Annotated in this window: 20 protein-coding genes; 12 read left to right on the forward strand and 8 right to left on the reverse strand. The window is 64.7% G+C overall.

Annotation, left to right across the window (positions count from 1 at the left end; translation table 11 throughout):
* Positions 1-24 precede the first annotated feature (24 nt).
* On the reverse strand, positions 25-1035 hold the full coding sequence (locus J2X53_RS09100) for an ABC transporter ATP-binding protein (protein ID WP_349037173.1): 1011 nt from the start codon (positions 1033-1035) through the stop codon (positions 25-27).
* Positions 1036-1235: 200 nt separating this feature from the next.
* Here J2X53_RS09100 and argE point away from each other — a divergent pair, with 200 nt between their 5' ends.
* From argE to J2X53_RS09115, 3 genes are all read left to right on the forward strand, one after another.
* Positions 1236-2396 carry an acetylornithine deacetylase gene (gene argE / locus J2X53_RS09105; protein WP_349037174.1) on the forward strand — a complete coding sequence of 387 codons (1161 nt, stop codon included), beginning with the start codon at positions 1236-1238 and terminating at the stop codon, positions 2394-2396.
* Complete coding sequence (locus J2X53_RS09110; protein WP_349037175.1) at positions 2393-3748, forward strand: FAD-dependent oxidoreductase; 1356 nt, start codon at positions 2393-2395, stop codon at positions 3746-3748. Before argE ends, J2X53_RS09110 begins: the two co-directional genes overlap by 4 nt.
* 71 nt (positions 3749-3819) lie before the next feature.
* A complete protein-coding gene (locus J2X53_RS09115; RefSeq protein ID WP_349037176.1) occupies positions 3820-4986 on the forward strand; it encodes a M20 aminoacylase family protein in 1167 nt (388 codons plus the stop codon).
* 85 nt (positions 4987-5071) lie between these two features.
* On the opposite strand, the gene J2X53_RS09120 is transcribed toward J2X53_RS09115, so the two are convergent.
* From J2X53_RS09120 to moaA, 3 genes are all read right to left on the reverse strand, one after another.
* Entirely contained in the window at positions 5072-6073 is a 1002-nt protein-coding gene (locus tag J2X53_RS09120) for a cytochrome d ubiquinol oxidase subunit II (protein WP_349037177.1), read from the reverse strand.
* 4 nt (positions 6074-6077) lie between these two features.
* Positions 6078-7454, reverse strand: a complete 1377-nt coding sequence (locus J2X53_RS09125) for a cytochrome ubiquinol oxidase subunit I (RefSeq protein WP_349037178.1) — start codon at positions 7452-7454, stop codon at positions 6078-6080.
* Positions 7455-7557: 103 nt separating this feature from the next.
* Complete coding sequence (gene moaA, locus J2X53_RS09130) at positions 7558-8571, reverse strand: GTP 3',8-cyclase MoaA (RefSeq protein WP_349037179.1); 1014 nt, start codon at positions 8569-8571, stop codon at positions 7558-7560.
* A gap of 85 nt (positions 8572-8656) precedes the next feature.
* Here moaA and J2X53_RS09135 point away from each other — a divergent pair, with 85 nt between their 5' ends.
* Complete coding sequence (locus J2X53_RS09135; protein WP_349037180.1) at positions 8657-9109, forward strand: hypothetical protein; 453 nt, start codon at positions 8657-8659, stop codon at positions 9107-9109.
* Positions 9110-9194: 85 nt separating this feature from the next.
* Positions 9195-9602, forward strand: coding sequence for a lysozyme inhibitor LprI family protein (locus tag J2X53_RS09140; RefSeq protein WP_349037181.1), 408 nt, complete (start codon positions 9195-9197; stop codon positions 9600-9602).
* 22 nt (positions 9603-9624) lie between these two features.
* Here J2X53_RS09140 and J2X53_RS09145 read toward each other — a convergent pair whose 3' ends face one another.
* Entirely contained in the window at positions 9625-10602 is a 978-nt protein-coding gene (locus tag J2X53_RS09145; RefSeq protein WP_349037182.1) for a phosphoadenosine phosphosulfate reductase, read from the reverse strand.
* Positions 10603-10897: 295 nt separating this feature from the next.
* Positions 10898-13168 (reverse strand): glycosyltransferase family 2 protein, encoded by a 2271-nt coding sequence (locus J2X53_RS09150; protein ID WP_349037183.1) that lies wholly within the window; start codon positions 13166-13168, stop codon positions 10898-10900.
* A 184-nt stretch (positions 13169-13352) separates the two neighbouring features.
* Between J2X53_RS09150 and J2X53_RS09155 the strand changes: the two genes are divergently transcribed.
* From J2X53_RS09155 to J2X53_RS09180, 6 genes are all read left to right on the forward strand, one after another.
* Positions 13353-15572, forward strand: a complete 2220-nt coding sequence (locus J2X53_RS09155) for a hypothetical protein (protein WP_349037184.1) — start codon at positions 13353-13355, stop codon at positions 15570-15572.
* Positions 15573-15732: 160 nt separating this feature from the next.
* The gene (locus J2X53_RS09160) at positions 15733-16635 is read left to right on the forward strand and encodes a MoxR family ATPase (protein WP_349037185.1); all 903 of its coding nucleotides are present in this window, start codon (positions 15733-15735) and stop codon (positions 16633-16635) included.
* 85 nt (positions 16636-16720) lie between these two features.
* The gene (locus J2X53_RS09165) at positions 16721-17983 is read left to right on the forward strand and encodes a VWA domain-containing protein (RefSeq protein ID WP_349037186.1); all 1263 of its coding nucleotides are present in this window, start codon (positions 16721-16723) and stop codon (positions 17981-17983) included.
* A gap of 160 nt (positions 17984-18143) precedes the next feature.
* Entirely contained in the window at positions 18144-20105 is a 1962-nt protein-coding gene (locus J2X53_RS09170) for an OmpA family protein (protein ID WP_349037187.1), read from the forward strand.
* Between the two features lie 183 nt (positions 20106-20288).
* Entirely contained in the window at positions 20289-21281 is a 993-nt protein-coding gene (locus tag J2X53_RS09175) for an XdhC/CoxI family protein (protein WP_349037378.1), read from the forward strand.
* On the forward strand, positions 21278-22288 hold the full coding sequence (locus J2X53_RS09180) for a molybdopterin-binding protein (RefSeq protein WP_349037188.1): 1011 nt from the start codon (positions 21278-21280) through the stop codon (positions 22286-22288). The genes J2X53_RS09175 and J2X53_RS09180 overlap by 4 nt, the downstream gene beginning before the upstream one ends.
* A gap of 57 nt (positions 22289-22345) precedes the next feature.
* Here the strand turns inward: J2X53_RS09180 and infC are convergent, their stop codons facing one another.
* Positions 22346-22891 carry a translation initiation factor IF-3 gene (gene infC / locus J2X53_RS09185; protein ID WP_118150984.1) on the reverse strand — a complete coding sequence of 182 codons (546 nt, stop codon included), beginning with the start codon at positions 22889-22891 and terminating at the stop codon, positions 22346-22348.
* Positions 22892-23124: 233 nt separating this feature from the next.
* On the opposite strand from infC, the gene J2X53_RS09190 reads away from it, so the two are divergent.
* Entirely contained in the window at positions 23125-23856 is a 732-nt protein-coding gene (locus J2X53_RS09190) for a hypothetical protein (RefSeq protein ID WP_349037189.1), read from the forward strand.
* A 71-nt stretch (positions 23857-23927) separates the two neighbouring features.
* Here the strand turns inward: J2X53_RS09190 and J2X53_RS09195 are convergent, their stop codons facing one another.
* Positions 23928-24764, reverse strand: a complete 837-nt coding sequence (locus J2X53_RS09195) for a ferredoxin--NADP reductase (protein WP_349037190.1) — start codon at positions 24762-24764, stop codon at positions 23928-23930.
* Positions 24765-24811: the final 47 nt, after the last annotated feature.

Consider the following 24811-nt stretch of genomic DNA (forward strand, 5'->3'; position numbering starts at 1 on the left):
TGTAAAGGCGGAAGAGCGCGCGGGTCAAACATGCGCCACCTCCGCTGACCAGTGGCAGGCCACATCATGGCCTTGCCCCACAGGGCGACCGTCAATGGCGCGGCGCTCGGGGTTTTCCACCTCGCAGCGGGCAAAGGCATGGGCGCAGCGGGCGCGGAACGGGCAGGCGGTCGGCTCTCCGACCATGATCGGTGGCTGGCCTTCGATCACCTGCAACCGCGCTTCGCGCTCGCCGGTCAGCGATGGAATGGTTTTCAGCAAGGCGCGAGTATAGGGGTGCTGCGGATTGGCAAACAGCTCTTTGACCGGGGCCTGTTCCACCACCTGACCGCCGTACATTACCATCACCCGGTCGGCGATGCCCGCGATCACGCCCAGATCATGGGTGATCCAGACAATCGCCATTCCCAGTTTCTGCCGCAGGTCTTTCACCAGCTCCAGAATCTGCGCCTGAATCGTCACATCCAGCGCCGTGGTCGGCTCGTCGGCGATCAGCACATCCGGGTCGCAGGCCAGAGCGATGGCGATCATCACCCGCTGCCGCATGCCGCCGGAGAACTGGTGGGGATAGGATTTCAGCCTGGCTGCCGCATCGGGGATGCCGACCAGCGCCAGCAGTTCCGCCGCGCGGATCTGCGCCTCACGTTTGGTCAGCCCCATGTGGCGGATCAGCGGCTCCATGATCTGATTGCCGACGGTGAATACCGGGTTCAGGCTGGTCATCGGGTCCTGAAACACGAAACCGACCTTTGCACCGCGCACATCGCGCAGGTCATCGGCGCTCATTTTCAGCAGATCGCGACCGTCCAGCATCACCGTTCCGGCCCGCACATCGGCAGGCGGCGAGGGCAGCAAACCGATCAGCGACATCATCGTTACAGACTTGCCCGAACCGCTTTCGCCGACAACGCCCAAAAGTTCACCGGGGTTCAGATGAAAGCTTACGGAATTGACGGCATGCACTTCACCGCCGCGGGTGCGGAATACGGTTTTCAACCCCCGGACATCAAGGACGGGCGCGGCCCCATCGGCCATATGGTAACCCCCAAGTCGTTCTTTTTCTTTGTTTTTCCGGTGTCATAGCAAAGGCTCGCCCGGTGATTTGACCAAGTGTTAGATATTTTTATCCATCCCGCAAGCGGCATGTTTGCACTGCCCTTGCGTCAGCGGGTGCAGGCTTGACCTTGCCTGTTTAAGCGGCGCACCTTGGTTCCGAACGCATCAAGGACGACCCGATGACAAACCCGCTTTCCTCCCGCCAGATCCTTGACCAGCTTGTGGCTTTTCCAACCGTCAGCCGTGACACCAACCTGCCGCTGGTCGATTGGGTGGAGGCGTATCTGGCCAGCCATGGCATCCCCACGCACCGCCACTGGAATGAAGACCGCAGCAAGGCGGCGCTCTTTGCCCATGTCGGGCCGAAGGTGGCGGGCGGGGTGATTCTGTCGGGGCATACCGATGTGGTGCCGGTGGACGGGCAGGCGTGGACCTCGGACCCTTGGGTGGTGACCGAACGGGGTGGCAGGCTTTACGGGCGCGGCACCTGCGACATGAAGGGGTTTGACGCGCTGGCGATCTGGGCCTTGGTCGAAGGGCACCAGCGCGGCCTGCGCCGCCCGTTGCAGATTGCGCTGTCCTATGACGAGGAAACCGGCTGCATGGGCGCGCCACCGCTGATCGCCGCGATGCAGGCCGTGCTGCCAAAGGCCGAGCTTGCGATCATCGGCGAACCCAGCCGGATGAAGGCGGTGAACGGCCACAAGGGCGGGGCGGGCTACCGCGTGCATGTGCGCGGGTTCGAGGTGCATTCCTCGCTGCTGCCCCAAGGTGTCAGCGCCATCATGGAGGCGGCCCGGCTGATCATGTGGGCCAACGACCGCAACACTGAGAACCGGGCGAAGCCTGCAACAGCGGTGGCCGCCCTGTTCGATCCGCCCTTTACCACGCTGCACACCGGCATGATCTCGGGCGGCACCGCGCACAACATCACCGCCGCCGATTGCCGCTATGTGATGGAGTTCCGGGTGGTGCCGGGAGAGTCCCCGGAAGACTGGTGTCAGGCCTTCGAGGCCGAGGTGGCGGGTTTGCGCGCGGCGATGCAGGCGGTGCGCCCCGAGGCGGATGTGGTCCTGGAGCGGTTCTTTGACGTGCCGTCGCTGGTCCCCGAAGATCAGGGCGCGGCCGAGGCGCTGGTGCGCCGTCTGACCGGCGACAATGCCACCCATGTCGTCAGCTACGGCACCGAGGCCGGGCATTTTCAGGCCGGTGGCTATTCGTCTGTGGTCTGCGGCCCGGGTGATATTGCGCAGGCGCATCAGGCGGATGAATATCTGGAACTGTCCGAATTTCACGCCGGTCAGGCCTTCATGGAAAACCTGCTGGCGGATCTGTCATGAGCTTTCCGATCACCCTTCACTCACCGATCCGCTTTCCCGGCCCGCTGCCACAGGCTGCCGATGTGGTGGTGCTGGGCGGCGGCATCATAGGGGTGATGACCGCCTATTATCTGGCTCTGGCCGGGCAAAAGGTGGTCCTGTGCGAAAAGGGCCGGATCGCCGGCGAGCAAAGCAGCCGCAACTGGGGCTGGATCCGGCAACAGGGCCGCGACAAGGACGAATTGCCGATCGTGGTCGAATCGATGCGGCTGTGGCAGGGCTTTGCGCAGCGCTTTGGCGACGCGCTCGGGTTTCGCCAGACTGGCGTGGTTTATCTCGCCAATACCGACAAAGCGCTGGAGGGGTACGAGGCGTTTCTGCCGCATGCGCAGGCCAACGGGGTCGATACCCGCATGATGGCGCGCCACGAGATCGAGGCGCTGCTGGGCACATCCGCCCAGTGGAAAGGCGGGATGATCACGCCGTCGGATGCGCGGGCCGAACCCTTTGTCGCAGTGCCGTTGCTGGCGGACCTCGCGGCAGAGGCGGGGGTGTGCATCGTGGAGAATTGCGCCGTGCGGGCGCTGGATGTGCAGGCGGGCGCTGTCGTGGGCGTGGTGACCGAACAGGGCCGGGTGCGCGCCGCGCGCGTGATGGTGGCGGGTGGTGCGTGGTCGCGGTTGTTTCTGGCGGCTCATGGTGTGGCGATCCCGCAGCTGTCGGTGCTGGCGAGTGTCGCGCAATCCGAACCGATGCCCGAGATCTTCCCCGGTGCCGCTGCGGATGACCATTTCGCCTTTCGCCGCCGGATGGATGGCGGCTACACGCTGGCACCGGGGGCGGAGCATGACTTTTTCATCGGCCCCGATGCCTTTGGCAGCTTTGGCCGGTATCTGCCGGTTCTGAAACAGGATTTCCGCTCGACCCACTTCCGCGCCCTTGCCCCAAAGGGCTATCCCGACGCCTGGACCACACCGCGCCGCTGGGGCGATGGCCCCAGCCCGTTCGAGGCGATGCGCATCCTCAACCCCGCACCCAACCGGGCCAGCCTGTCCCGCGTGCAGGACCGTTTTGCCGCCGCCTTTCCCGGTCTGGGCCGCCCGAAGCTCAGATCCGCCTGGGCCGGGATGATCGATACCATGCCCGATGTGGTGCCCATTGTCGGTCACGCGCCCATCCCCGGCCTGACCATCGCCACCGGGATGAGCGGGCATGGCTTTGGCATCGGCCCCGGCATCGGGCGGGTGGTCGCCGATCTGGTGATGGGGCGGGCGACGGGGCATGATCTGTCCCGGTTCCGCCTGTCGCGGTTCAGCGATGGGAGCGCGCCACAGGTCGGCCCGGCCCTCGCCTTGATCAAAAGGTCAGATTAGCCTCGCGCGCCTCTTGATGCTGTCCGCTTTCCGGACCACCATCCCCGCACCCTGACCGAGAGGAGGCCGTTATGCCCGTCAAGAACCGTTTCGCCGAAATGCTCCCCGAAATCACCGAGTGGCGGCGCGATTTTCACGCGCATCCGGAGCTGTTGTTCGAGGTGCATCGCACGGCGGCGAAGGTGGCTGACCTGCTGCGCGCGTTCGGCTGTGACGAGGTGGTGACGGGCATCGGCCGCACCGGGGTGGTCGGCGTGATCCATGGCAAGACCGATACGGCGGGCCGGGTCATCGGCTTGCGCGCCGATATGGACGCGCTGCCGATCATCGAGCAGACCGGTGTCGATTACGCTTCCACCACGCCCGGCGTGATGCATGCCTGCGGCCATGACGGCCACACCGCGATGCTGCTGGGGGCGGCGAAATATCTGGCGGAAACGCGGAATTTCGACGGCAAAGCGGTGGTGATCTTCCAGCCTGCGGAAGAAGGCGGCGGCGGCGGGCGGGAAATGGTCGATGACGGCATGATGGACCGGTTTGGCGTGCAGGAGGTTTATGGCATGCACAACATGCCCGGCATTCCGCTGGGCACCTTTGCCATCCGCCCGGGCGCAATCATGGCGGCGGCGGACCAGTTCGAGCTGACCGTGACCGGCAAGGGTGGCCATGCCGCCAAGCCGCATGACTGTATTGATACCACCGTGGTTGCCGCCCATATCATCGTGGCGCTGCAGACCATCGCCTCGCGCGGGGTCGATCCGATGAAACAGGTGGTGGTCAGTGTCTGCACCGTGCAGACCGATTCCACCGCGCATAACGTGATCCCGCAGGTGGTCAAGCTCAAGGGCACCGTCCGTACCATGGACCCGTCAGTGCAGGATTATGTCGAGCGGCGGATCACCGAGATCGTGACCGGCACCGCCACGGCTTTGGGCGCGAAAGCCGAAGTCAATTATCAGCGCGGCTATCCGGTGACGGTGAATGCCGAGGAAAACACCCGCCACGCGGTCGCGGTGGCGCAATCCGTTTCCGGGCAGGTTGATGACAACACAGCACCCCTGATGGGGGCCGAGGATTTCAGCTTCATGCTGAACGCGCGCCCGGGGGCCTATATCTTCCTTGGCAATGGCGACACGGCCATGGTCCATCACCCGGCCTATAACTTTGACGACAATGCCATCCCGTTTGGCTCCAGCTGGTATGCCGGCATGGTCGAGGCGCGGATGCCCTCGGCCTGACAGACCCTGCCGCCGGGGTTTCATCTTAGCAAAAATACTCTCGGGGGGCGCGAAGCGCGGGGGGCAGACAGCCCCCCTCAACGGCTCAGTCATAGCTCAGGCTGGTCGCCTTGCCCCGGAACACGGTGTAGGACAGCACGGTATAGCCGATGATCATCGGCAGCACGATCAGCGCGCCGAACAGGATGATCTTCAGGCTTTCCGGGCTGGAGGCCGCCTCATAGATCGTCAGCCGCTCGGGCACGATATAGGGGTAAAAGCTGTAGCCCATGCCGAAAAATCCCAGCACCATCAGCGTTGTCGCCCCGGCAAAGGGAAACCATGCAAAATGGTCGTTTTTCGTCGGCAGATGCCGCAACGCGACCCAGACCAGCACGATCAGCGCGACAGACATCAGCGGCAGCGGCGCCAGAAGCACCACTTCGGGAAAGCTGAACCAGCGCTCGAAGATCCGGGTGCTGATAAAGGGGGTCGCCAGGGACACCGCCCCCAGACCCAAGCCCATGCCCCAGATTCCGCCGCGCGCCCAAGCCACCGCCTTGATCTGCAACGCGCCATCGGTTTTCAGAATGACCCAGCCCGCGCCGATAAAACTGTAGGCCACGGTCAGCGCACCTGCCGTCAAAAGCGCAAAGCCTGCATGAAACAGCGTCCATTCCAGCCCCATCACATACATGCCCAGCATGAACCCCTGCGCGGCCGAGGTCATCAGGCTGCCGGTAAAGAACGCCCGGTCCCACGACCGTTTGTGCGCTAGCGGGGCCTTGGCGCGGAATTCGAACGCAACGCCGCGCAGGATCAGCCCGATCAGCATGATGGCAACCGGCAAATAGAGCGCGGTCAGGATCGTGCCATGCGCGGTGGGAAAGGCGACCAGCAGGATGCCGATCGCCAGCACCAGCCAGGTTTCATTCGCATCCCAGAACGGCCCGATCGAGGCGATCATCCGGTCGCGTTCCTCGGTCCCGGCAAAGGGGAACAGCAGCCCCACCCCCAGATCAAAGCCGTCGAGAATGACATAAAGCAGGATCGACACCCCCATCAGGGCGGCAAAGATCACGGGCAGGGTGGTGGCATCAAGGGTCATGGGATTACTCCGCAGGAACGGTGATCGGGTCGTCGCGCACTTCTTCGCGGACCGGGCGCTTGCCCTCGGCGGCGCGGCGCGCAAGGTGCAGGATGACGCCGATATAGGCGATCATCAGCGCCAGATAGACGGCAAGATAGGTCATCAGCGTCGCCATCACCATCGGGGCGGCGACATCGCCGACGGCGGCTTTGGTGGTCAGCACTCCGGTCACCAGCCAGGGCTGGCGGCCGATTTCGGTGACATACCAACCCGCCAGCGTGGCAACCCAACCCGAGAACGCCATCGCGGTCGCAGCCATCAGGAAGGGCCGGGGCAGGGCCTCGGCCCCGCGCCGCCAGATCAGCGCGACACCCAGCCAGGACAGCGCCAGCATCGCCATGCCGGTGCCTACCATCACCCGGAACCCCCAGAACACCGGGGCGACCGGCGGGTGCATCACCGTGCCGTCTTCGGCGACAAAGTCATTCAACCCCGGCACCACGCCATCCACCGAATGCTTCAGGATCAGGCTTGCGCCATTGGGCACCGCGATTTCGGCGCGGTTGATGCGGGCGGCCTCGTCGGGGATTGCGAACAGCAGCAGCGGCACATTCGGGCCGGTGTCCCAGTTGCCTTCCATCGCGGCGACCTTGGCGGGCTGATGCTCCAGCGTGTTCAGCCCGTGCATGTCGCCCATCAGGATCTGAGCCGGGATCAGCATCGCGCCCAGGATCAGACCAAAGCGCAGCTGGGTCAGGGTCGCCTCTTGCCGGTCACCGATCAGACGGCGGAAGGCCGCGATGCCCGCGATCAGAAAGGCCACGGTCAGACCCGAGGCCAGCAGCATATGGCCCAGACGATACGGCAGCGACGGGTTGAACACGATGGCAAACCAGTCGGTTGCATGCACCACACCGTCGCGCAGCTCATAGCCCTGCGGTGTGTGCATCCACGAGTTCAGCACCAGAATCCAGAACGCGCTCATCGTGGTGCCAAAGGCGACCAGGAAGGTGGCCAGGATATGCAGCCAGGGCGGCACCCGGCGCGCGCCAAACAGCATGATGCCCAGAAACACCGCCTCAAGGAAAAACGCCGTCATCACCTCGTAGGCGAGCAGCGGGCCCGCCACATTGCCGACCGTCTCCATAAAGCCCGGCCAGTTGGTGCCGAACTGGAAAGACATGGTGATGCCCGACACAACGCCAAGCGCAAAGGACAGGGCGAACACCTTGACCCAGAACATGTAGGCGTCCATCCATTTGCCGTCGCCGGTGCGGGCAAAGCGATATCGGAAAAACAACAGCACCCAGCCGAGGGCGATCGTGATTGTCGGAAACAGGATGTGAAAACTGATGTTTGCCGCGAACTGGATGCGCGAAAGTAAAAACGTGTCCATCATACACCTTTGCTGTTGACCCCAATCTAGGGCCAGTCAGTCAGGTGGAAAACCCGGTGCGACCAGCGGTCACGGGTGGGTGGGTCAGCCGCCGGCAAGCCGCGGCTTAGCCGCCGGTGTGGCTCATGTGGCGGGTCATCTGGCCGGTGACGCCGGTGCGCGAATAGTCGAAATCATGGCCTTTGGGCTTGTGGCTGATGGCGGTGCGGATGGCGGTTTCCAGCGCCGCATCATCGGTGCTGGCGCGCAACGGCGCGCGCAGATCGGCCATGTCTTCCTGACCCAGACACATATACAACTCGCCGGTGCAGGTCAGCCGCACCCGGTTGCAGCTTTCGCAGAAATTATGCGTCAGCGGCGTGATGAAGCCGATCTTCTGTCCGGTTTCCTCCAGCCGGACATAGCGCGCCGGGCCGCCGGAGCGTTCGGCCAGATCGGTCACGGTGAAACGGTCAGCGTAGCGGGCGCGCAGATCCTTCAGGCTCCAATACTGGTCCAGCCGGTTTTCATTGCCCAGATCGCCCATCGGCATGACCTCGATCCAGGTCAGATCGTGGCCATTTCGCGCGCACCAGTCGGTAATGCTGAACTGTTCATCCTCATTGAAACCTTTCAGCGCTACCGCGTTGATCTTGACCCGCAACCCCGCCGCCTGTGCCGCCGCGATCCCATCCAGCACCTGCGGCAGGCGGCCCCAGCGGGTGATGTCGGCGAATTTCTTCGTATCCAGCGTGTCCAGCGACACGTTGATCCGCCGGACCCCGCATTCGGCAAGCTCGGCCGCATATTTTGCAAGCTGACTGCCGTTGGTGGTCAGCGTCAGCTCTTTCAGCGCGCCGGAGTCCAGATGGCGTTTCATGCCGCGGAAAAACGTCATGATGCCCTTGCGCACCAAAGGCTCGCCGCCGGTGATGCGCAGCTTTTCCACCCCCATGCGGATAAAGGTGGAACACATCCGGTCCAGCTCTTCCAGCGTCAGCAGATCGGCCTTGGGCAGAAAGGTCATGTTCTCGGCCATGCAATAGACACAGCGGAAATCGCAGCGATCGGTGACCGAGACGCGCAGATAAGAGATCGCACGCGCAAAGGGGTCGATCAGGGGGGCGGTGGCTTGGGTCATCAGGGGAAGGTAAGACTCCGCTCACGCTCTGACAAGCTGTGATCGCGGCATTGCAGGCGCGGCGGGGGCATACTATCGTCCTGGCATGCGCAATATCATTTTCCTGAGCCTCGCCCTGACCGCCATTTCCGGATGCGCGGTGCTGGACCGTCTGAAACCCGCATCCGAGGCACCTGCCGCCGCTGAGCCGGGGGCAGCTGCCCCGGCCCCGGTCATGGGCGCGGGCGCGACCGCCACCGCGCTCGACACCACGACCGAGGCGCAAAAGCAGGCGGCCCTTGCCGCGCCCGCCGCCAGCGGCGAGCGGTCTCTGGGCAAGGTCGCGGTCAGCCTTGGCAGTCCGGCAGAACCCGGTATCTGGTTGCGCAGCTCACTGGTCAGCGCGCCCGGAAAAGGCCGCGTTCTCACCGCCTCGGGCCAGTCGGTTGCGGTCGATCTGCTGCCGGGGCAGGGGGCGGCGCAACTGTCTTTGCCGGCCTATGTGGCGCTTGGCCTGTCGCTGACGGCCCTGCCGGAAGTGACCGTTTTTGCGAACTGACGATGGGGCCTGACCTTGCTTTGCGGCGGGTCGGACCCGCAACCATGCCTTGTGTGCCGGGCAGAAGAATGACTGGAGCGGAGAGATGCGGATTTTGACGGTGGCGGCGGTGGTCTTTGCTGCGGGCTTTGCCGGTGCAGCGCACGCGCAAAGCGTGGATTGCGACAACGCCATGACCCAGATGGATATGAACGCCTGCGCCGCGAACGCCTTTGATGCCGCCGACAAGGATCTGAATGCCGCCTATGCGCGGGCGCGCGCTGCCATGCGACGGATTGATGGCGAACTCGACGCAAGTCAGGCCGGCGGTGAGACCGCGTTGCGCGATGCGCAACGGGCCTGGATCACGTTCCGCGACAATGCCTGCCTGACCGAAGGCTTTCAGATGCGCGGCGGATCGGCAGAACCCTTGCTGGTTTTTGGCTGCAAGGCGCGCCTGACCGAACAGCGCGCGCAGGATCTGTGGACACTTGCCGCCGGGATCGAGGGCTGAGGGCGGCTTTGCCGCGCCGGGGTCACTCTTTGAGGGATTGCTCCGCTTCAGCCGCCAGAATATCCGCCAGACGCTTGCGGAACCGGGGTGCATTGACCCGCGATGTCACGTTCTGGCAGATCATCTTTTCCAGTTTCAACCGGCCCCCGGCCTGGGTCTGCGTCAGCAAAACCCGCAGGTAGGGGCCGAAATTGCGCCGCCCGCGCCAAAGCTGCGCAAAGCTGTGCCGGGTCAGCGTCCCCGCCATTGCCGCCTGTGCCAGCCGTGGCACGATCTGCATATGGGCAAAGGCCACGTCCAGACGGCTGCCAAGCCGGGGGCAGCGCAGATGGATGACATGCTCGCCCCGGAACAGGGCGGCGTGCATGGCATCCTCCGGCACGTCCGGGTCATGCAGGATGAACACCCGGCCCGCCCCATCCACCATATCGGGCGCATAGCCGTAGCGGCTGGTGAAATCCAGCTTGCGCGATTTCATCGCCCGCTTGTCCCAGCCGGCGGTGTCGGGCGACAGGGTGGCGCGCGGGCTCAACGCCAGAACCGTGGCACCGGGGGCCGCGACGGAATAGGCCGCCGCAGCATAGCCCTGCACGCCCGCGCCCATGAACAAGACCGAATCGAAATCCTCAAAAAACGCGTCATCGACCAGACGGTCGAAATAGCCATACACCCGCGGGTCGCGATACCAGGTGTCGCCATCGGCGATCAGGCACAGATGCGACCAGCCGTTATCCTTGGCAATGTCATGGCCCAAAGGCATTTGCCCGGGACGGGCGCGGATGTCATCGGCCTGCTCAAAGCTGACCAGCAGGGTCGGTTTTTCGTCAATGAAAAACGCCCAGTGCCGGGAACCAAGCGGCTCGAAATAACCGGCATCTTCACCAATCTGATCCAGCAGGGCCAGCCAGCTTTCACGCGAGTCGGGCGCGGTCGCCGACACTTCGGATGCTGGCGTTGCGGCCACATCCGCCGTGCGGGGCGGGGAAAGCGTATCCGACATGATCATCTCCGTAGGGGACGCGTGAGTGGGGGAGGCGCTCGCGCAGGGTTGTGGCAGGGATCTTTATCAGTAGTCTCTGACTTTGGCAGATTTGAGGCAAGGCTTGTCGCCGCGACAGACTGTTTCCCGCCGGCTGCTGTCTGCGTGACCGGCAAAACTCTGCCGCTTGTCAGATCACGACGATCTTTCTGCGAAAGATCAACAGATCAAACTTTCTGCGAAAGTTTCGCGCAGCGCAGGGCAAGGTTTTCGCAGAAAATCTGAAAAGCAGAATTTTCGCAGAAAATTCGTGGGGTCAGTGCTCCGCTTCGCCGCTATGCTCGACGGTAAAGAAGAAATCAGGTGGCAGATCGCGCTCGTGCAGATCGGGCGGGATCACACCCGGACCGGCATTGAACACCGCCGATCCGAAATGATGCTGCAACCGGCACAGCCTTTTCATCCGCGCCCCCGTCAGTTCGGCATAAAACGCCTGATAGTTTTCCGTCTGCCTCAGCTCGGTGATCTTTGCCCGGTGGCAGGCCACCGAATGCGCGTGGGCGGCCCGGATCTCCGGATCGGCCAGCAGCCGGTCGTATTCCGCCCGCAGTACCGGGATCATCCGCTGGATCGAGGTGTCGCGGTCGGCGTTGTGGTTCATGCGGAACCAGTAATTCAGCCCCTGATCCCGGTCGACATGATTGACCCGGCCCCGGTCACGCTTGACCAGAAAGCTTTCGGCCGAGCGCACCGCATAATGGTTCAACTGCACCCAGTCATAGCCATAGGTTTCCAGCGTTGATCGCCAGCCGTTGCGGAACAGCTCTTTGGGCATCGGCCGGCCTGATCCGTTCAGCCATCTGACCTGATCCCACAGATCGGGCCTCAACCCTTTTGGCCGGTGAACCCCCAGTTTCTTGTAGATGTCGATGTTGCGGAACAGCGTCTTGAAACCCCAGGCCTGATGCGGCTTGCGGATCACCTCGGGGGCGCAGTCGGTGAACTGCTCCAGCAAAAACCGGTCGTGGTATTCGGCCACATCGGAATTGCCGATCAGCCGCCAGGTCAGGCTGATCATGTTGGCCGCGCCCATGGCGGCATAAAGCGCGCGCAAGGTGCCGTCGCCAATCTTGATGTTGATGAACTCATCCACATCCATGCAGATGCCCCAGCCGCAATTCTGCATCACCGGCTCGGATTCCGCCGCCTGAAGGGCCGCGTGCTGCGGCTTCAGATCGCCCCCGGGCACCCAGGGGTTGACCCGGTGCTGGCACACCCCCTTCGCCTGCAACAGCTCCAGCATCGTGTCGGTGCCATCGGTGCAGTCATTGGTGTAGATCAGGAAGTCATCAACCCCGATGGCCCGGTGATAGGCGATCCATTCCAGAATGAACGGCCCCTCGTTCTTCATCGTGGTCACAATCGCTGTGCGCCCGCCAAGCGAAGCGGCCTGCGGGGCCCTGCGCGGGGCCGAGTTGGGCGGGCGCACCGGCTTGTGCCTGAAAATCTGTTCCGACATTGCGATCAGCGCCGGGTCTTCGATCAGCGAGGTCTTGGGGGCCAGCTCCCCCGGCTGCCGCCCCGGCACCCGGATCGACATGGCGCGCAGAAACGGCACCGCCTCTGCCGGGTCCGGCTTGGCATAAGCCACCCGCACCATGCGCCAGGTGTTTTCCAGCCCCGCAACCGCCGGGGCCACGCCCCAGCGTGCGATGCCGCGCCGCGCGTCGAACTGGCGGCAGATGTGGTCGCCAAAGCGCGGCTCGCCCTTTGGTCGCACCCGCCAAGGGTAGATCCGCCGGCCGGCCAGCAGGATCACGCCATGCCGGGCCGCAAGGCACAGATCAAAGGCGTTGGGGGCATCGGGGGCCAGAATATCGGTCACATCCAGCGTCAGCACGGCGCGCGCCTGCGACAGGAACCGCCATTTCAACGCCTCGAACAGGATCTGTTCCGACAGACCCGATCGCCACGGGTCGGGGGCGGGCGGCTCCATCCGGTCCTTGCCGGGGGCATCGGGGGCAAACCACGGGTGGTTGACCGGGCCTTCATCCGGCTTGCCCAACGGCAGCGGGCTGTCGAGCACCACAACGGTCAGCGCGGTTTGCCCCAGCGCCTTGGCCAGGGCTTTGGCAAACCCGGCCCCGTCCGGCGTGCGGCTGACAATCAGCGCGGCGTGCAGCCGGTGGTGCAGGGCGTGATAGATCAGGCCTTCGGCCACCTGCGCCGGGGTTTCGTCGATGCGAAAGCCAAAGATGGTGTTCAGCCCGGCGAAAATCTCGGGTTCGGCGGAAACGGGGGCCATGGCCAGCGTGGTCCCGCTGGTCAGCGCCAAAGGACCAGTGCCCCCGGTCACCACCAGAGCCCCGCCGGATATCTCGCGCAGATCAAGCGGCGTGGCACAGCCCGGTGCGCCATCGGGCAGAAACGCCGAAGGGTGGGTGCCGGTGCCAAAGGTGGAAAACACCCGGCCATCGGGCAGTTGCACGCAATCCAGCAGCCGTGTCAGACCATCATGGCCCAGCTCGCGCGCCGAAAGGCTGCGATGGAGGACGATTGCCCCTGATCCCTTTGGCCGGCCTGCCATGCCCTGTCACCTTGTCCCGCTGCGGTCTGTTGCCGCCCTTGGCCGATGCCATAGCATGACGGCAGGATCACGGCAAAGATATGACGGCCAGATCTGCGCCATTCCCTTGGCAAAGCGCCGTAATTTCGCCAGACTGCTTCTTTATGGCCCGCAATGAGCGGTCGGTTGAAGGTTGGTTGCAGGCATGGGCAGGGTCAGGGAAGTCGGCACGCTGTGGATCGGCGGCAGCCTGTCATGGATGGAGCAGCTGTGCCTGAAGTCCTTTGTCGACCGGGGCCAGCAGATCACCCTGTTTTCTTATGAACCGATCCCCAACGTGCCCGAAGGCGTGATCCGCCGCGACGGGCGCGAGGTTCTGGATACCGATAACTTCCTGAAATATGAGAAAAAAGACAGCTTCGCGCTGTTTGCCGATCTGTTCCGCCTGCACATGATCGCGCGCAATCCCGGCATGATCTGGGTCGATACCGATGTCTATTGCCTGCGCCCGATGGGGTATGACACCGATCACGTCCTGGGGTTTGAGCTGCCGGGTGGCGCGCGCGTGAACAACGCGGTGCTGGGCCTGCCAGCGGATGGGCCGCTGTTGCGGGCGATGCTAGACTATACCTCGGATGTTCACGGCATTCCGCCCTTTGTAAAGGGCAGGCTGCAGGATCAGTATCGCGCGGCAGCCGCAGCGGGCGCTCCGGTGCATGTCAGCCAGCAGCCCTGGGGGGTCTGGGGGCCGATGATGGTCACCCATTTCACCCATGCACTCGGGCTGGCAGATCAGGTGCAGCCGCTGGACGCTTTTTATCCGGTGACCTTTCCCGACCGGCTGAAATTGCTGCGCCCCGCAGCGGTGACCGAGGGCATGATCACGCCGCACACCACGGCGCTGCATCTGTGGGCGTCGAACAAGCGCGAGCTGGGCCTGCGCCACCACGGGGTGCCGCCTGCGGGAAGTTATCTCGACAAGCTGCTGAGATTGCATGACATTCAGCCCGATTCCGCGCCGATCAAGGGGCGTGGCAAGCATGTGTTTGATGCCGGTCTGGTGGACCGTCTGGACCTTGCCGATGCGGAAACATTCGCCGATCTGGGCGGCAATGCGCAATCCCTCGCGCTCGCGGCGTGGAGCAAGTGGGATTGCGACATTCACCTGATCGACCTGGATCACAAGGGCAACTGGCCCGAGACACCATCCCCCTGGGTCGCGCCCTACACCGCGTTTCTGACCGCGCATGGCGTGCCAGAGGCAAAGATCGCCCGCATTTCCCATGCCGGAGCTTTGCGACCCGTGGATGTGATCGCCAATCTGTCAGGCTTTGGAGATATCAATAAAGTCAAGCATCTGGAGGTGGTTCTTAAAGCATCACTTCATGCACAGACCCAGATGCTGACCGACATCCGCAAAGGCTCGGGGGCCTATCCGCTGCTCAATGCCTATGGCAGCTGCGAGACGGTGACGACGCGCGACGCCGATGGCGTGACCATCACCCGCGCGCTGTTCCGCGCCGGACCGCAGGCGGTTGTGCAAGAGGCTCCCAAGCCATTGGAAGAGGGCAGTTGGGCCGATATAGCGACCACCCTCGCCGGGCAGGAAGGCTTCTTCCGCGACGGCCCGGAACATTCTTTCCTGTTCATCAAACGCTCCGACACGCTGGTCGTGACCTTTGACAACCTCGACATCGCGATGGGCAAACGCGAAGATCGCCGCCCCTGGGGATTTTCCTTCATCGAAAAGCAGGGCTGGTCGATGCTGGGGGTGATGGCGAACGGCTGGACCTGGTATCGCGACCCCTGGGTCTGGCAGCAGTTTGATGACCTGCGCGACTCGGGTTTTTTCAAGCAATTCAAACGGGTGGTGTTTTACGGCGCCTCGATGGGCGGCTATGCCGCCTGTGCGTTTGTCGCGGCCTGTCCGGGGGCGGATGTGGTGGCGATCTCGCCGCAATCGACGCTGGACAAGGCGCTGGTGCCTTGGGAAACCCGCTATCACACCGCCTGGGGGCGGGATTATTTGGGCGCCTACGGCGATGCGGCGCAGGTCAGCCGGGCGGCGGGGCGGGTGTTTCTGCTCTATGATCCCTATGAGCCGCTGGATACCGGCCACGCCGACCGTTTCACCGGTGCGAATGTTGTCAAACTGCGCACCCCGCTGTTGGGTCACCGGCTGGGGTCGAGCCTGCAACAGATGGGCATTCTGGCCCCGATCACGCTGGCCGCACTGAACGGCACGCTGACCGAGGCCGAGTTCTATCGCACCTTGCGCGCCCGCAAGACCTTTCCGCGCTATCAGCGCGAGCTGTTCAAGCGCGCGCTGGACCGGGGGCGGCCCGGCCTTGCGCGCAAGCTGGGCCGCTGGGTGCTGACGCGGGGGGACAACAGGTATATCCGGCAGGGGATGTTGAGCCTGTAAGCCCTGCACCCGGCTGGGGCGGAGGAGCCTCCGGCGGGAGTATTTGGCAAGCAGCAATGCAAAGAGGGCGGTCTAGTGCCTTGGTCGTAGCTGCGCGCATGTCGGCTTGACCCTGCCGCGGCTTGTGACCAGCATGGCCGGGTTCAGGGGAGGATGCTGGGTGAGTGCTGTTCCGGCCACGATAGACGCGACCGAAATCCTGTTGGCAGGGCAGGGCTACGTCGCCAGCCGGGCGCTGGCGACGGTGGTGTTCCTGTCGCTGAAGCTGGGCCGCCCGCTGTTTCTGGAAGGTGAAGCCGGGGTCGGCAAGACCGAGATCGCCAAGACCCTTGCCACAGCACTGGGGCGGCGGCTGATCCGGCTGCAATGCTATGAGGGGTTGGATGCCGCCTCGGCGGTGGCGGAATGGAACTTTGCCGCGCAGATGGTGGCGATCCGGGCGGCAGAGGCGACAGGGGGTGGCACCGCCAAGGCGGATCTGTTTACCGAAGAGTTCCTGATCGAACGCCCGCTGCTGGCCGCGATGCGGCCGCAGCCGGGCGGCGCGCCGGTCTTGCTCATCGACGAGATCGACCGCACCGATGCCCCGTTTGAGGCGTTTTTGCTGGAGGCTTTGTCTGAGGCGCAGGTGACGATCCCCGAACTGGGCACCATCCGCGCGCCCGAGCCTCCGATCGTGATCCTGACCTCGAACCGCACGCGTGAGGTGCATGACGCGCTCAAGCGGCGCTGTCTGTATCATTGGGTGGATTACCCCGGCTTCGCGCGCGAGATGGAGATCCTGCATGCCCGCGCGCCGGAGGCGCAAGAGGTGCTGAGCCGCGAGATTGTCGGTTTTGTTCAGCGCCTGCGGCGTGAGGATCTGTTCAAGAAACCGGGGGTGGCGGAAACCATTGACTGGGCCAAGTGCCTGCTGGCGCTGGATGTGATCGCGCTGTCGCCCGAGGTGATCGCCGATACGCTGGGGGCAATCCTGAAATATCAGGATGACATCCAGAAGATCAGCGGTGCGGAGGCCAGAAGGCTGCTGGAGCAGGTCCGCCAGGAACTGATCCCGGCATGATCCTGCGGCACTCTTCCCTGTTCCTTTATCTTGGTAAAAATATCCCACGGGGGGGCCGGGGGGTGTGAAACCCCCCGGTGCAACGATGGCAACCTACGCTCCGCTTGACATTCCTGATGACGGCAAGCTGGCGCAGAACATCGCCCATTTCGCCCGCGCACTGCGCAAGGCAGGGCTGCCGGTCGGGCCGGGGCGGGTGCTCGATGCGATCCGCGCGGTGGAGGTGGCGGGGTTTTCCGAGCGGGTGGATTTCTACTGGACCCTGCACGCCTGTTTTGTCAGCCGTCCCGAAGAGCGGGTGGTTTTTGAGCAGGTGTTCCGGCTGTTCTGGCGCGATCCTAAGTATCTGGATCACATGATGAGCCTGCTGTTGCCGCAGGTTCAGGGGCTGCAGGAGGACCGGGCGGCGGCGGCGGCGGAAAAGCGGGCGGCAGAGGCGCTGCTCGACGGGGTGGAGCGGGATCTGCCGGAGCGGGACGACGCCCCGGAGGAGGACGCCGAAATCGACATCGACGCATCCGCCACCATGAGCCATGAGGAGCGGCTGAAGACGCTGGATTTCGAGCAGATGTCGGTGGATGAGGTGGCCGAGGCCAAGCGGATGCTGGCGCGGCTGTCGCTGCCGGTCAAACCGCTGATCACCCGGCGCTATCGCGCGGCGCATTCAGGCACGCAGGTCGATCTGCGCCGCACCCTGCGCGCCAGCCTGCGGCAGGGCGGCGAGATTACCCGGCTGGCATTAAAAGCCCCACGCCTGCGTTGGCCCAATCTGGTGGTGTTGTGCGATATCTCTGGCTCGATGAGCCAGTATTCTCGGCTGGTGCTGCATTTTGTGCATGCGGTGGCGAACCGGCAGGGGCAGGGCTGGGCGCAGGTGCATGGCTTTACTTTTGGCACACGGCTGACCAACATCACCCGGCATCTGAAGACCCGTGATGTCGATGCCGCGTTGCGGGCCGCCGGGGCCGAGGCACAGGACTGGTCGGGCGGCACGCGGATCGGGGCCTGCCTTGCGGATTTCAACCGCGACTGGTCGCGGCGGGTATTGGGGCAGGGGGCGGTGGTCCTGCTGATCACCGACGGGCTGGACCGCGACGATACCGGCCAGCTTGCGCGCCAGATGGAGCGGCTGCATCTGTCCTGTCGCCGGCTGATCTGGCTGAACCCGCTGCTGCGGTGGGATGGTTTTGCGCCAAAGGCGCAAGGTATCCGCGCGATGCTGCCGCATTGTGATGCGTTTCGCGCCGGGCATTCGGTGGCCTCGCTGGAGGCCTTGGGCGCGGTGATCTCGGATCCCGGCGACGGCGGTGAGAAACAACGGCTGTTGCGCATGATGTCGGGAACCTGACCGCAGGCTTGCGCGTTAGCGGGCGTAAGTTGGTGTGGTTCCCGGCTGTTCCGGGGCTTGTTATCGCATAGCAAAGCCCTGCGCCCTAGGGTCCGTCCACGCTTAACGGCGGTCCGAGTCGCGGGTGCGATACGGGCTGGATCCACGCGAAAGGAAGACCATGAAACGATTGCTCTCGACCACCACGGTTCTGTCACTTGCCCTGACCCCGATCACGCCCTGGCCGCTGATGGCGCAGGGCTTTGGGGACGAGCTGACCGTTGCCGAAGATGGCTCCATTCTGACGCAGGACGGATCGGTGCTGTGTTCGGTGCCGGCCGGTCAGGTCTGCAACATGGACCAGATTGCTATACAGTTTCTGGCAGGGAATGCAGAACAGCTGAAAGCCGAAGCGGCAGCGGCGCTGGATGCCGCGCGCGCCGGGGCGGAGGCTGCGGTCGCAGCCGATGTGGCGGATGTGGCCAATGATGAGGCGGCGGCAGCTGCGGCGGTAGCGGCTGAAGAAGCCGCCGCTGCAGAGGCGGCCCGCGCGGCCGAAGATGCAGCAGCGGCTGAACAGGCGGCCGTAGCCGAAGCCGCAGCGGCAGAAGCTGCACTGGCGGCAGAACAGGCCGCAGCGGCAGAGGCCGAGGCTGCACAGGCGGCACAAGCCGCAGCCGAGGCGGAAGCCGCTGCGGCAGAGCAAACCGCCGCAGATGAGGCCGCAACGGCAGAGCAGTCTGCGGCAGAGCAGGCGGCGGAGGCAGAGCGCCTGGCCGCCGAGCAAGCCGCAGCGGCAGAGGCGGAAGCCGCTGCGGCCGAGGCGGAAGCGGTCGCACCCGAGGCTCCGGCAGAGCCTGCGGCACCGGAGGCGACAGCAGAAACCGCGCCGGACGCAGCACCTGCGCCCGCCGAGGCCGCACCAGCCGCGCCAGCACCTGTCGCGGAAGCTGCCCCCGAACCTGCACCCGCTCCGGTCGACGCGCCGGTTGTGACCGAAGCGGAAAACGAGTCGCTGTTCCAGCTTCTGACGGCTCCGGATGGCAGCGGAGAGCCGGGGGCACCTGTGAACAACCTTGCAGCGGCGATTTCCGCTCTGGGTCAGCAAGCTGGCGACGGGGCCGCTCCTGCTGCTGCGCCGGAACCGGAAAACGTGACGGTCACAACCGTGACCGAAGACACCACCCGGTCTTCTGCCGAAGAATTCACCGCCGCCCCGACAGCGGTGGGTGAGAACAAGAAATCCGGCCTGTCCAATCTGGAAAAGGTCGGTCTGCTGGCGCTTGGCGCGCTGGTGGTCGGTAAAGTGCTGAGCGACGGGCGCGAAGTGGTGGAAAACACCGGCGACCGCGTGGTGGTGCGTGATCCGCAGGGCAATTTCCAGGTCTACAAGGATGACGACACGCTGCTGCGCCGTCCGGGTGCCACCGTGCGGACTGAAACCTTCAACGATGGCTCGACGCGTTCCACCGTTGACCGTGAAGATGGGGTGCAGGTTGTGACGATCCGCGATGCATCAGGCCGGGTTCTGCGCCGGGCCACCTATGATGACCGGGGCAATGAGGTGGTGCTGATCGACGATCTGGAGCGCGAAGAGCAGATCGACGTGTCGACCCTGCCGCGTCCGCGCCCGGACCGGGTGACGATCTCGACCAATGACAGCAACGCGGCGATGAAGGCAGCCCTTGCCCGCGAAGAGGCCCGCGCCCTGGGCCGGACCTTCAGCCTGCGCCAGATCCGCGAGATTCCGCAGGTGCGGGATCTGGCGGCGACGATTGATGTCGATAACATCACCTTTGACTCCGGCTCGGCGGTCATCCGCCCGACCGAGGCGCGCAAGCTGGCCTCGATTGGCCGGATCATTGACGACATCCTGCTGGACAATCCCGGTGAGGTGTTCCTGATCGAAGGGCACACCGATGCCGTGGGGGCCGGGTCTTACAACCTTACCCTGTCGGACCGTCGCGCGGAATCGGTGGCTCTGGCACTGACCGAATATTACGGCATCCCGCCGGAAAACATGGTGGTGCAGGGCTATGGCGAGTCGGAACTGCGGGTTGATACGCAGGCAGACGAGCGGCGCAACCGCCGCGCGGTGGTACGGGTGATCACGCCGCTGATGCGGACGGCCGCGCTGCGTTAAAGGCGCGCTGGATAGGACAAACCGATTGAGCGCCGCGGGCTTTGTGCCCGCGGCGTTTTACTGAGCCACTGTGGTGTGTCCGCTCCCGGCCCTGCGGCGCATGCCACCTTTTGGCAGTGGCACAGCGCAAACCTCTGGCCCATACTCGGGCAAAGCCCGCCTGCCTGCGGAGTGAGGATGACCATGACCGCCCTTGACCACGACCGTATTCCCGAGATTGCGCTGGACTGGCATCGCGCCGGGCGCGGAGCGGCGCTTGCCACCGTGGTCGAGACCTGGGGTTCTGCCCCGCGACAGGCGGGCAGTCAGCTGGCGATCTCGGGCGCGGGCGATATCATGGGCTCGGTCTCTGGCGGCTGCGTCGAGGGCGCGGTGGTGACCGAGGCGCTGGAGGCGATGGCGGATGGCGTGCCGCGTCTGCTGACCTTTGGTGTCAGCGATGACAGCGCCTTTGCGGTCGGGCTGGCCTGTGGCGGCACGATCCGGGTTCTGGTGGAGCCGGTAGGCGACGGCGGCGACCGCCTGCCGCCGGAGCTTTTGGAGGCGCTGGTGGCGGCGCGCGCAGAGCGTCTGGCGCGGGGCTATGTTGTTGCGCTGGAGAGCTGGTCGCGCAGGCTGGTGGAACCGGGGCAGGAGGCTGCGGTGGATGCCCGGTTGCGGTCAGACAAATCCGGGATGGAGGAGGACGGGCGCTTTATCGCGGTGCAGAATCCGCCCCTGCGGCTGATCGTGGTGGGGGCGGTGCATATTGCCCAGCCCCTCCTGATCATGGCGCGGGCCTGCGGCTATGCGCCCACCCTGATCGACCCGCGCGCGGCCTTTGGCAGCGCCGCGCGGTTTCCGGGCGAACAGATCGTGGAGGATTGGCCCGATGAGGCGATGACAGCGCTTGCCCCCGATGCGCGGACAGCGGTTGTGACGCTGACCCATGATGCCAAGCTGGACGACCCCGCCATTCTGGCCGCGCTGGACAGCCCGTGCTTTTACCTCGGCTGCCTCGGCTCCACCCGCACCCATGCCAAGCGGCTGGAGCGGTTGCGGGCGGCGGGGGTGACGGAGGCTGCCATCGCGCGCATCCATGCGCCGGTGGGGCTGGATATCGGCGCCAAGACCCCGGCGGAAATCGCGGTGTCGGTGCTGGCGCAGATCACCCTGACCCTGCGGAGGGGCGCATGATCTTTGCCGAAGTGGCGCTGGATCAGGCGGAGGGCGGGGTGTTGGCGCATTCGGTGATGGAAGGCGGCGGACGGCTGCGCAAGGGCGTGGTGCTGGGCGCGGTTGATCTGGCGCAGCTGCGGGCGGCAGGTGTCGCGCGGGTGATGGTGGCACGGCTGGAACCCGGCGATGTCGATGAGAACAGCGCCGCGACCCGGCTGGCGCAGGCGCTGGTGCCGGACCCGGTGGCCGCAGGCCTGACACTGACCGCCGCCTTTACCGGACGGGTCAATCTGAACGCGGCAGGGCCGGGCGTGGTGGAGCTGGATGTCGCAGCGATCCATGCGCTGAATGCGGTTGATCCGTCGATCACGCTGGCGACACTGGCGCCCTTTACGCGGGTGGAGCCGGGAACGCTGGCGGGGACCGTCAAGATCATCAGCTATGCCGTTTCGGGCGCCGATCTGGCGCGGGCCTGCGATCTGGCGCGGGCGGCAATCCGGGTGCGCCCGGTGGTCTTGCCCGATGCCAGCCTGATCCTGACCGAGGTGCCGGGACTGCCGGACAAGCTGGCCAGCAAAGGGCGCGCGGCGGTAGAAGCGCGGCTGCAAGCGCTGGGAATGCGTCTGGCGGAGTCTGTGACGGTGCCGCATGACGAGGCGGCGATTGCCGCAGCACTTGCCGCGAGCACAGGTGTTATGGTGCTGATCCTGACCGGATCGGCCACGTCAGACCTGTTTGATACCGCCCCGCAAGGGCTGCGCCGTGCGGGTGGGCGTGTCGCGCGGTTCGGCATGCCGGTGGATCCGGGCAATCTGCTGTTTCACGGAACGCTGGGCCTGCGCCCGGTGATCGGCCTGCCGGGATGCGCGCGCAGCCCGGCGCTGAACGGGGCCGACTGGGTGCTGGAACGGCTGGCCTGCGGGCTGGTGCTGACGGACGCCGATGTTGCGGCGATGGGGGTGGGGGGACTGTTGAAGGAGATCCCGATCCGCCCGCACCCGCGTGAGGCCCGCGCGCGGACATGAAAACGGGGGCCTTGGCCCCCGCGTTCCGATACGAATTTTCTGCGAAAATTCGAGGCCTTACTTCGGACCGATCATCATGACCATCTGCCGGCCTTCGAGCCGGGGGAAGGATTCGACCTTGCCCGCCTCGGCCTCGGCGACATCGGCGGCGACGCGGTTCAACAGTTCCAGCCCGAGATCCTGGTGGGCCATCTCGCGGCCCCGAAAGCGCAGGGTCACCTTGACCTTGTCACCCTCGCTCAGGAATTTCAGCACCGAGCGCATCTTGACATCATAGTCATGCGTGTCGGTGCCGGGACGGAACTTGATTTCCTTGATCTCGATGATGTGCTGTTTCTTGCGCGCTTCGGCTTCGCGCTTTTGCGTCTCATACTTGAACTTGCCGAAATCCATGATCTTGCAGACCGGCGGCTCGGCATTGGGGCTGATTTCGACCAGATCGAGGCCAGCCTCTTCCGCCATGGCCATGGCGCGGGCGGGCGTCACGACGCCGACGTTTTCGCCATCCGCACCGATCAGGCGGATTTCCGGGCTGCGGATCCGATCATTGATACGCGGGCCGGTGTCACGTTGTGGCGGGGCGTTATGGGGTCTGCGGGCTATGGTGTGCGTCCTTTTGTGGTTTGCTCAAGCGCAGGCAAGATAGTCTTCCCTTGCTTTGGGTTCAATGCGATTCATTGCCGAACTGCCCCGGAAACGCATGGAAATTCGGTCCAATCGCCCAAAGACAGGGGGGAATCGATGCCGCATTGCGGCAAGTGGCTTTTCAACGGGGGTGTCAAATGCCATATGAACCGCACAACCGGGCGGGACACCCGGGGATGGGAGTACGGAATATGAATAACAATGACATCAACAAGGTTGAAGCAGAGAAGAAGGCTGGATTCAACAAAAGCGTAATCATCGGCGCGGTGGTTATCTTGCTGGCGGCAGGCGGATATTATCAGTTCAGCTACCTGCCGGCACAACAGGCCGCCGAACAGGCTGCCGCGACCGCCGCGGCCGAAGCGCGCGCCGCTGAGGACGCTGCCGCCGCTGCCGCAGTAGAGGCCGAAGCCGCCGCTGCCGCCGCCGCCGAAGAGGCCGCCACCGCTCTGGCCGCTGCAGAAGCCGAGGCCGCCGCCGAGGCCGAGGCTGCCACCGCCGCCGCCGAAGCCGAAGCCGCCGCAGCCACCCAAGCGGTTGAAGAAGCCGCCGCTGCCGCCGAAGCGGCTGCTGCCGCCGCCGCCGAGGCCGCCCAAGGCGCTGCTGCTGCTGCGGCTCAGGCTGTCGAGGGTGCATCAGACGCAGCCACTGACGGGGCCGCTGCTGCTGCGAATGCGGCGTCTGAAGCTGCCGAAGGCGCCGCCGATGCGGCTGATGAGGCGGCGACCAGTGCCGCCACCGCAGGCGCTGCCGCGCTTGACCCGGACAACTTCAACGCTGATGCGGTGAAGGGTCTGATTGATGGCTCGTCGCTGGATGCTACCACCAAGACCACGCTGAAATCGGCCGTGGATGCGGCGGCGTCGAACCCGGCGCTGCTGCAGGGTGTGATCACACAGGTCAAAGCCGCCCTCGGCCTCTGATACGAACCGACGGAAACGAAAAAGGCCGCGCAGGTTGCGCGGCCTTTTTCATTGCAGCATTGGTGACAGGCTCAGATGCCGTCGCCGACAAAGGCCTTTTCCACCACATATTCCTGCGGGTCGGAATTGGCGCCTTCGCGCAGGCCAAAGCTCTCGAGAATGGCTTTGACATCGACGTTGAACGCGAGGCTGCCGCAGACCATGGCGCGGTCGGTGGCGCGGTCCATCGGCGGCAGGCCGAGGTCGGCAAACACCTTGCCCGACGACAGGTTGTCGGTGACCCGGCCCATGCGCGCAAAGGGTTCGCGGGTGGTGGTGGGGTAATACAACAGCTTGTCGCCCACCATCTCGCCGATCAGCGGATCGTCTTTCAGGCTGTCGACCAGCTGGCGGCCATACTCCAGCTCTGCCACTTCGCGGCAGGTGTGCATCATGATGATCTGGTCGTATTTCTCATAGGTGTCCGGTTCGCGCATCAGGCTGGCAAACGGTGCGATGCCGGTGCCGGTGGCCAGAAACCACAGCCGCTTGCCGGGCAACAGCGCGTCATGCACCAGCGTGCCGACCGGTTTGGGGCGCAGGATAATCTCGTCGCCGACCTTGATGTGCTGCAAGCGGCTGGTCAGCGGGCCATCGGGCACCTTGATCGAATAGAACTCCAGCTCTTCGTCCCAGGCGGGGGAGGCGATGGAATAGGCGCGCAACAGGGGTTTGCCGGTGTCACCCAAGAGGCCGATCATCACGAACTCACCCGAGCGGAAGCGCAGGGTGCGCGGACGCTCGACGCGGAAGGAAAACAGCCGGTCGGTCCAATGGGTCACCGAAGTCACCTTGGCCGCGTCGGGCAGATGCGGTTTGACGGGGGCGGCGGCGGGGCTTGCATCGGTCATCAGGGTCACTTCGGTCATGAGAGTTGTGTCCGGCGATACACCGGCATCTTCCTTTTAGCTATGAT

It is taken from the genome of Pseudotabrizicola sp. 4114 (assembly GCF_031457365.1).
GTDB lineage: Bacteria > Pseudomonadota > Alphaproteobacteria > Rhodobacterales > Rhodobacteraceae > Pseudotabrizicola.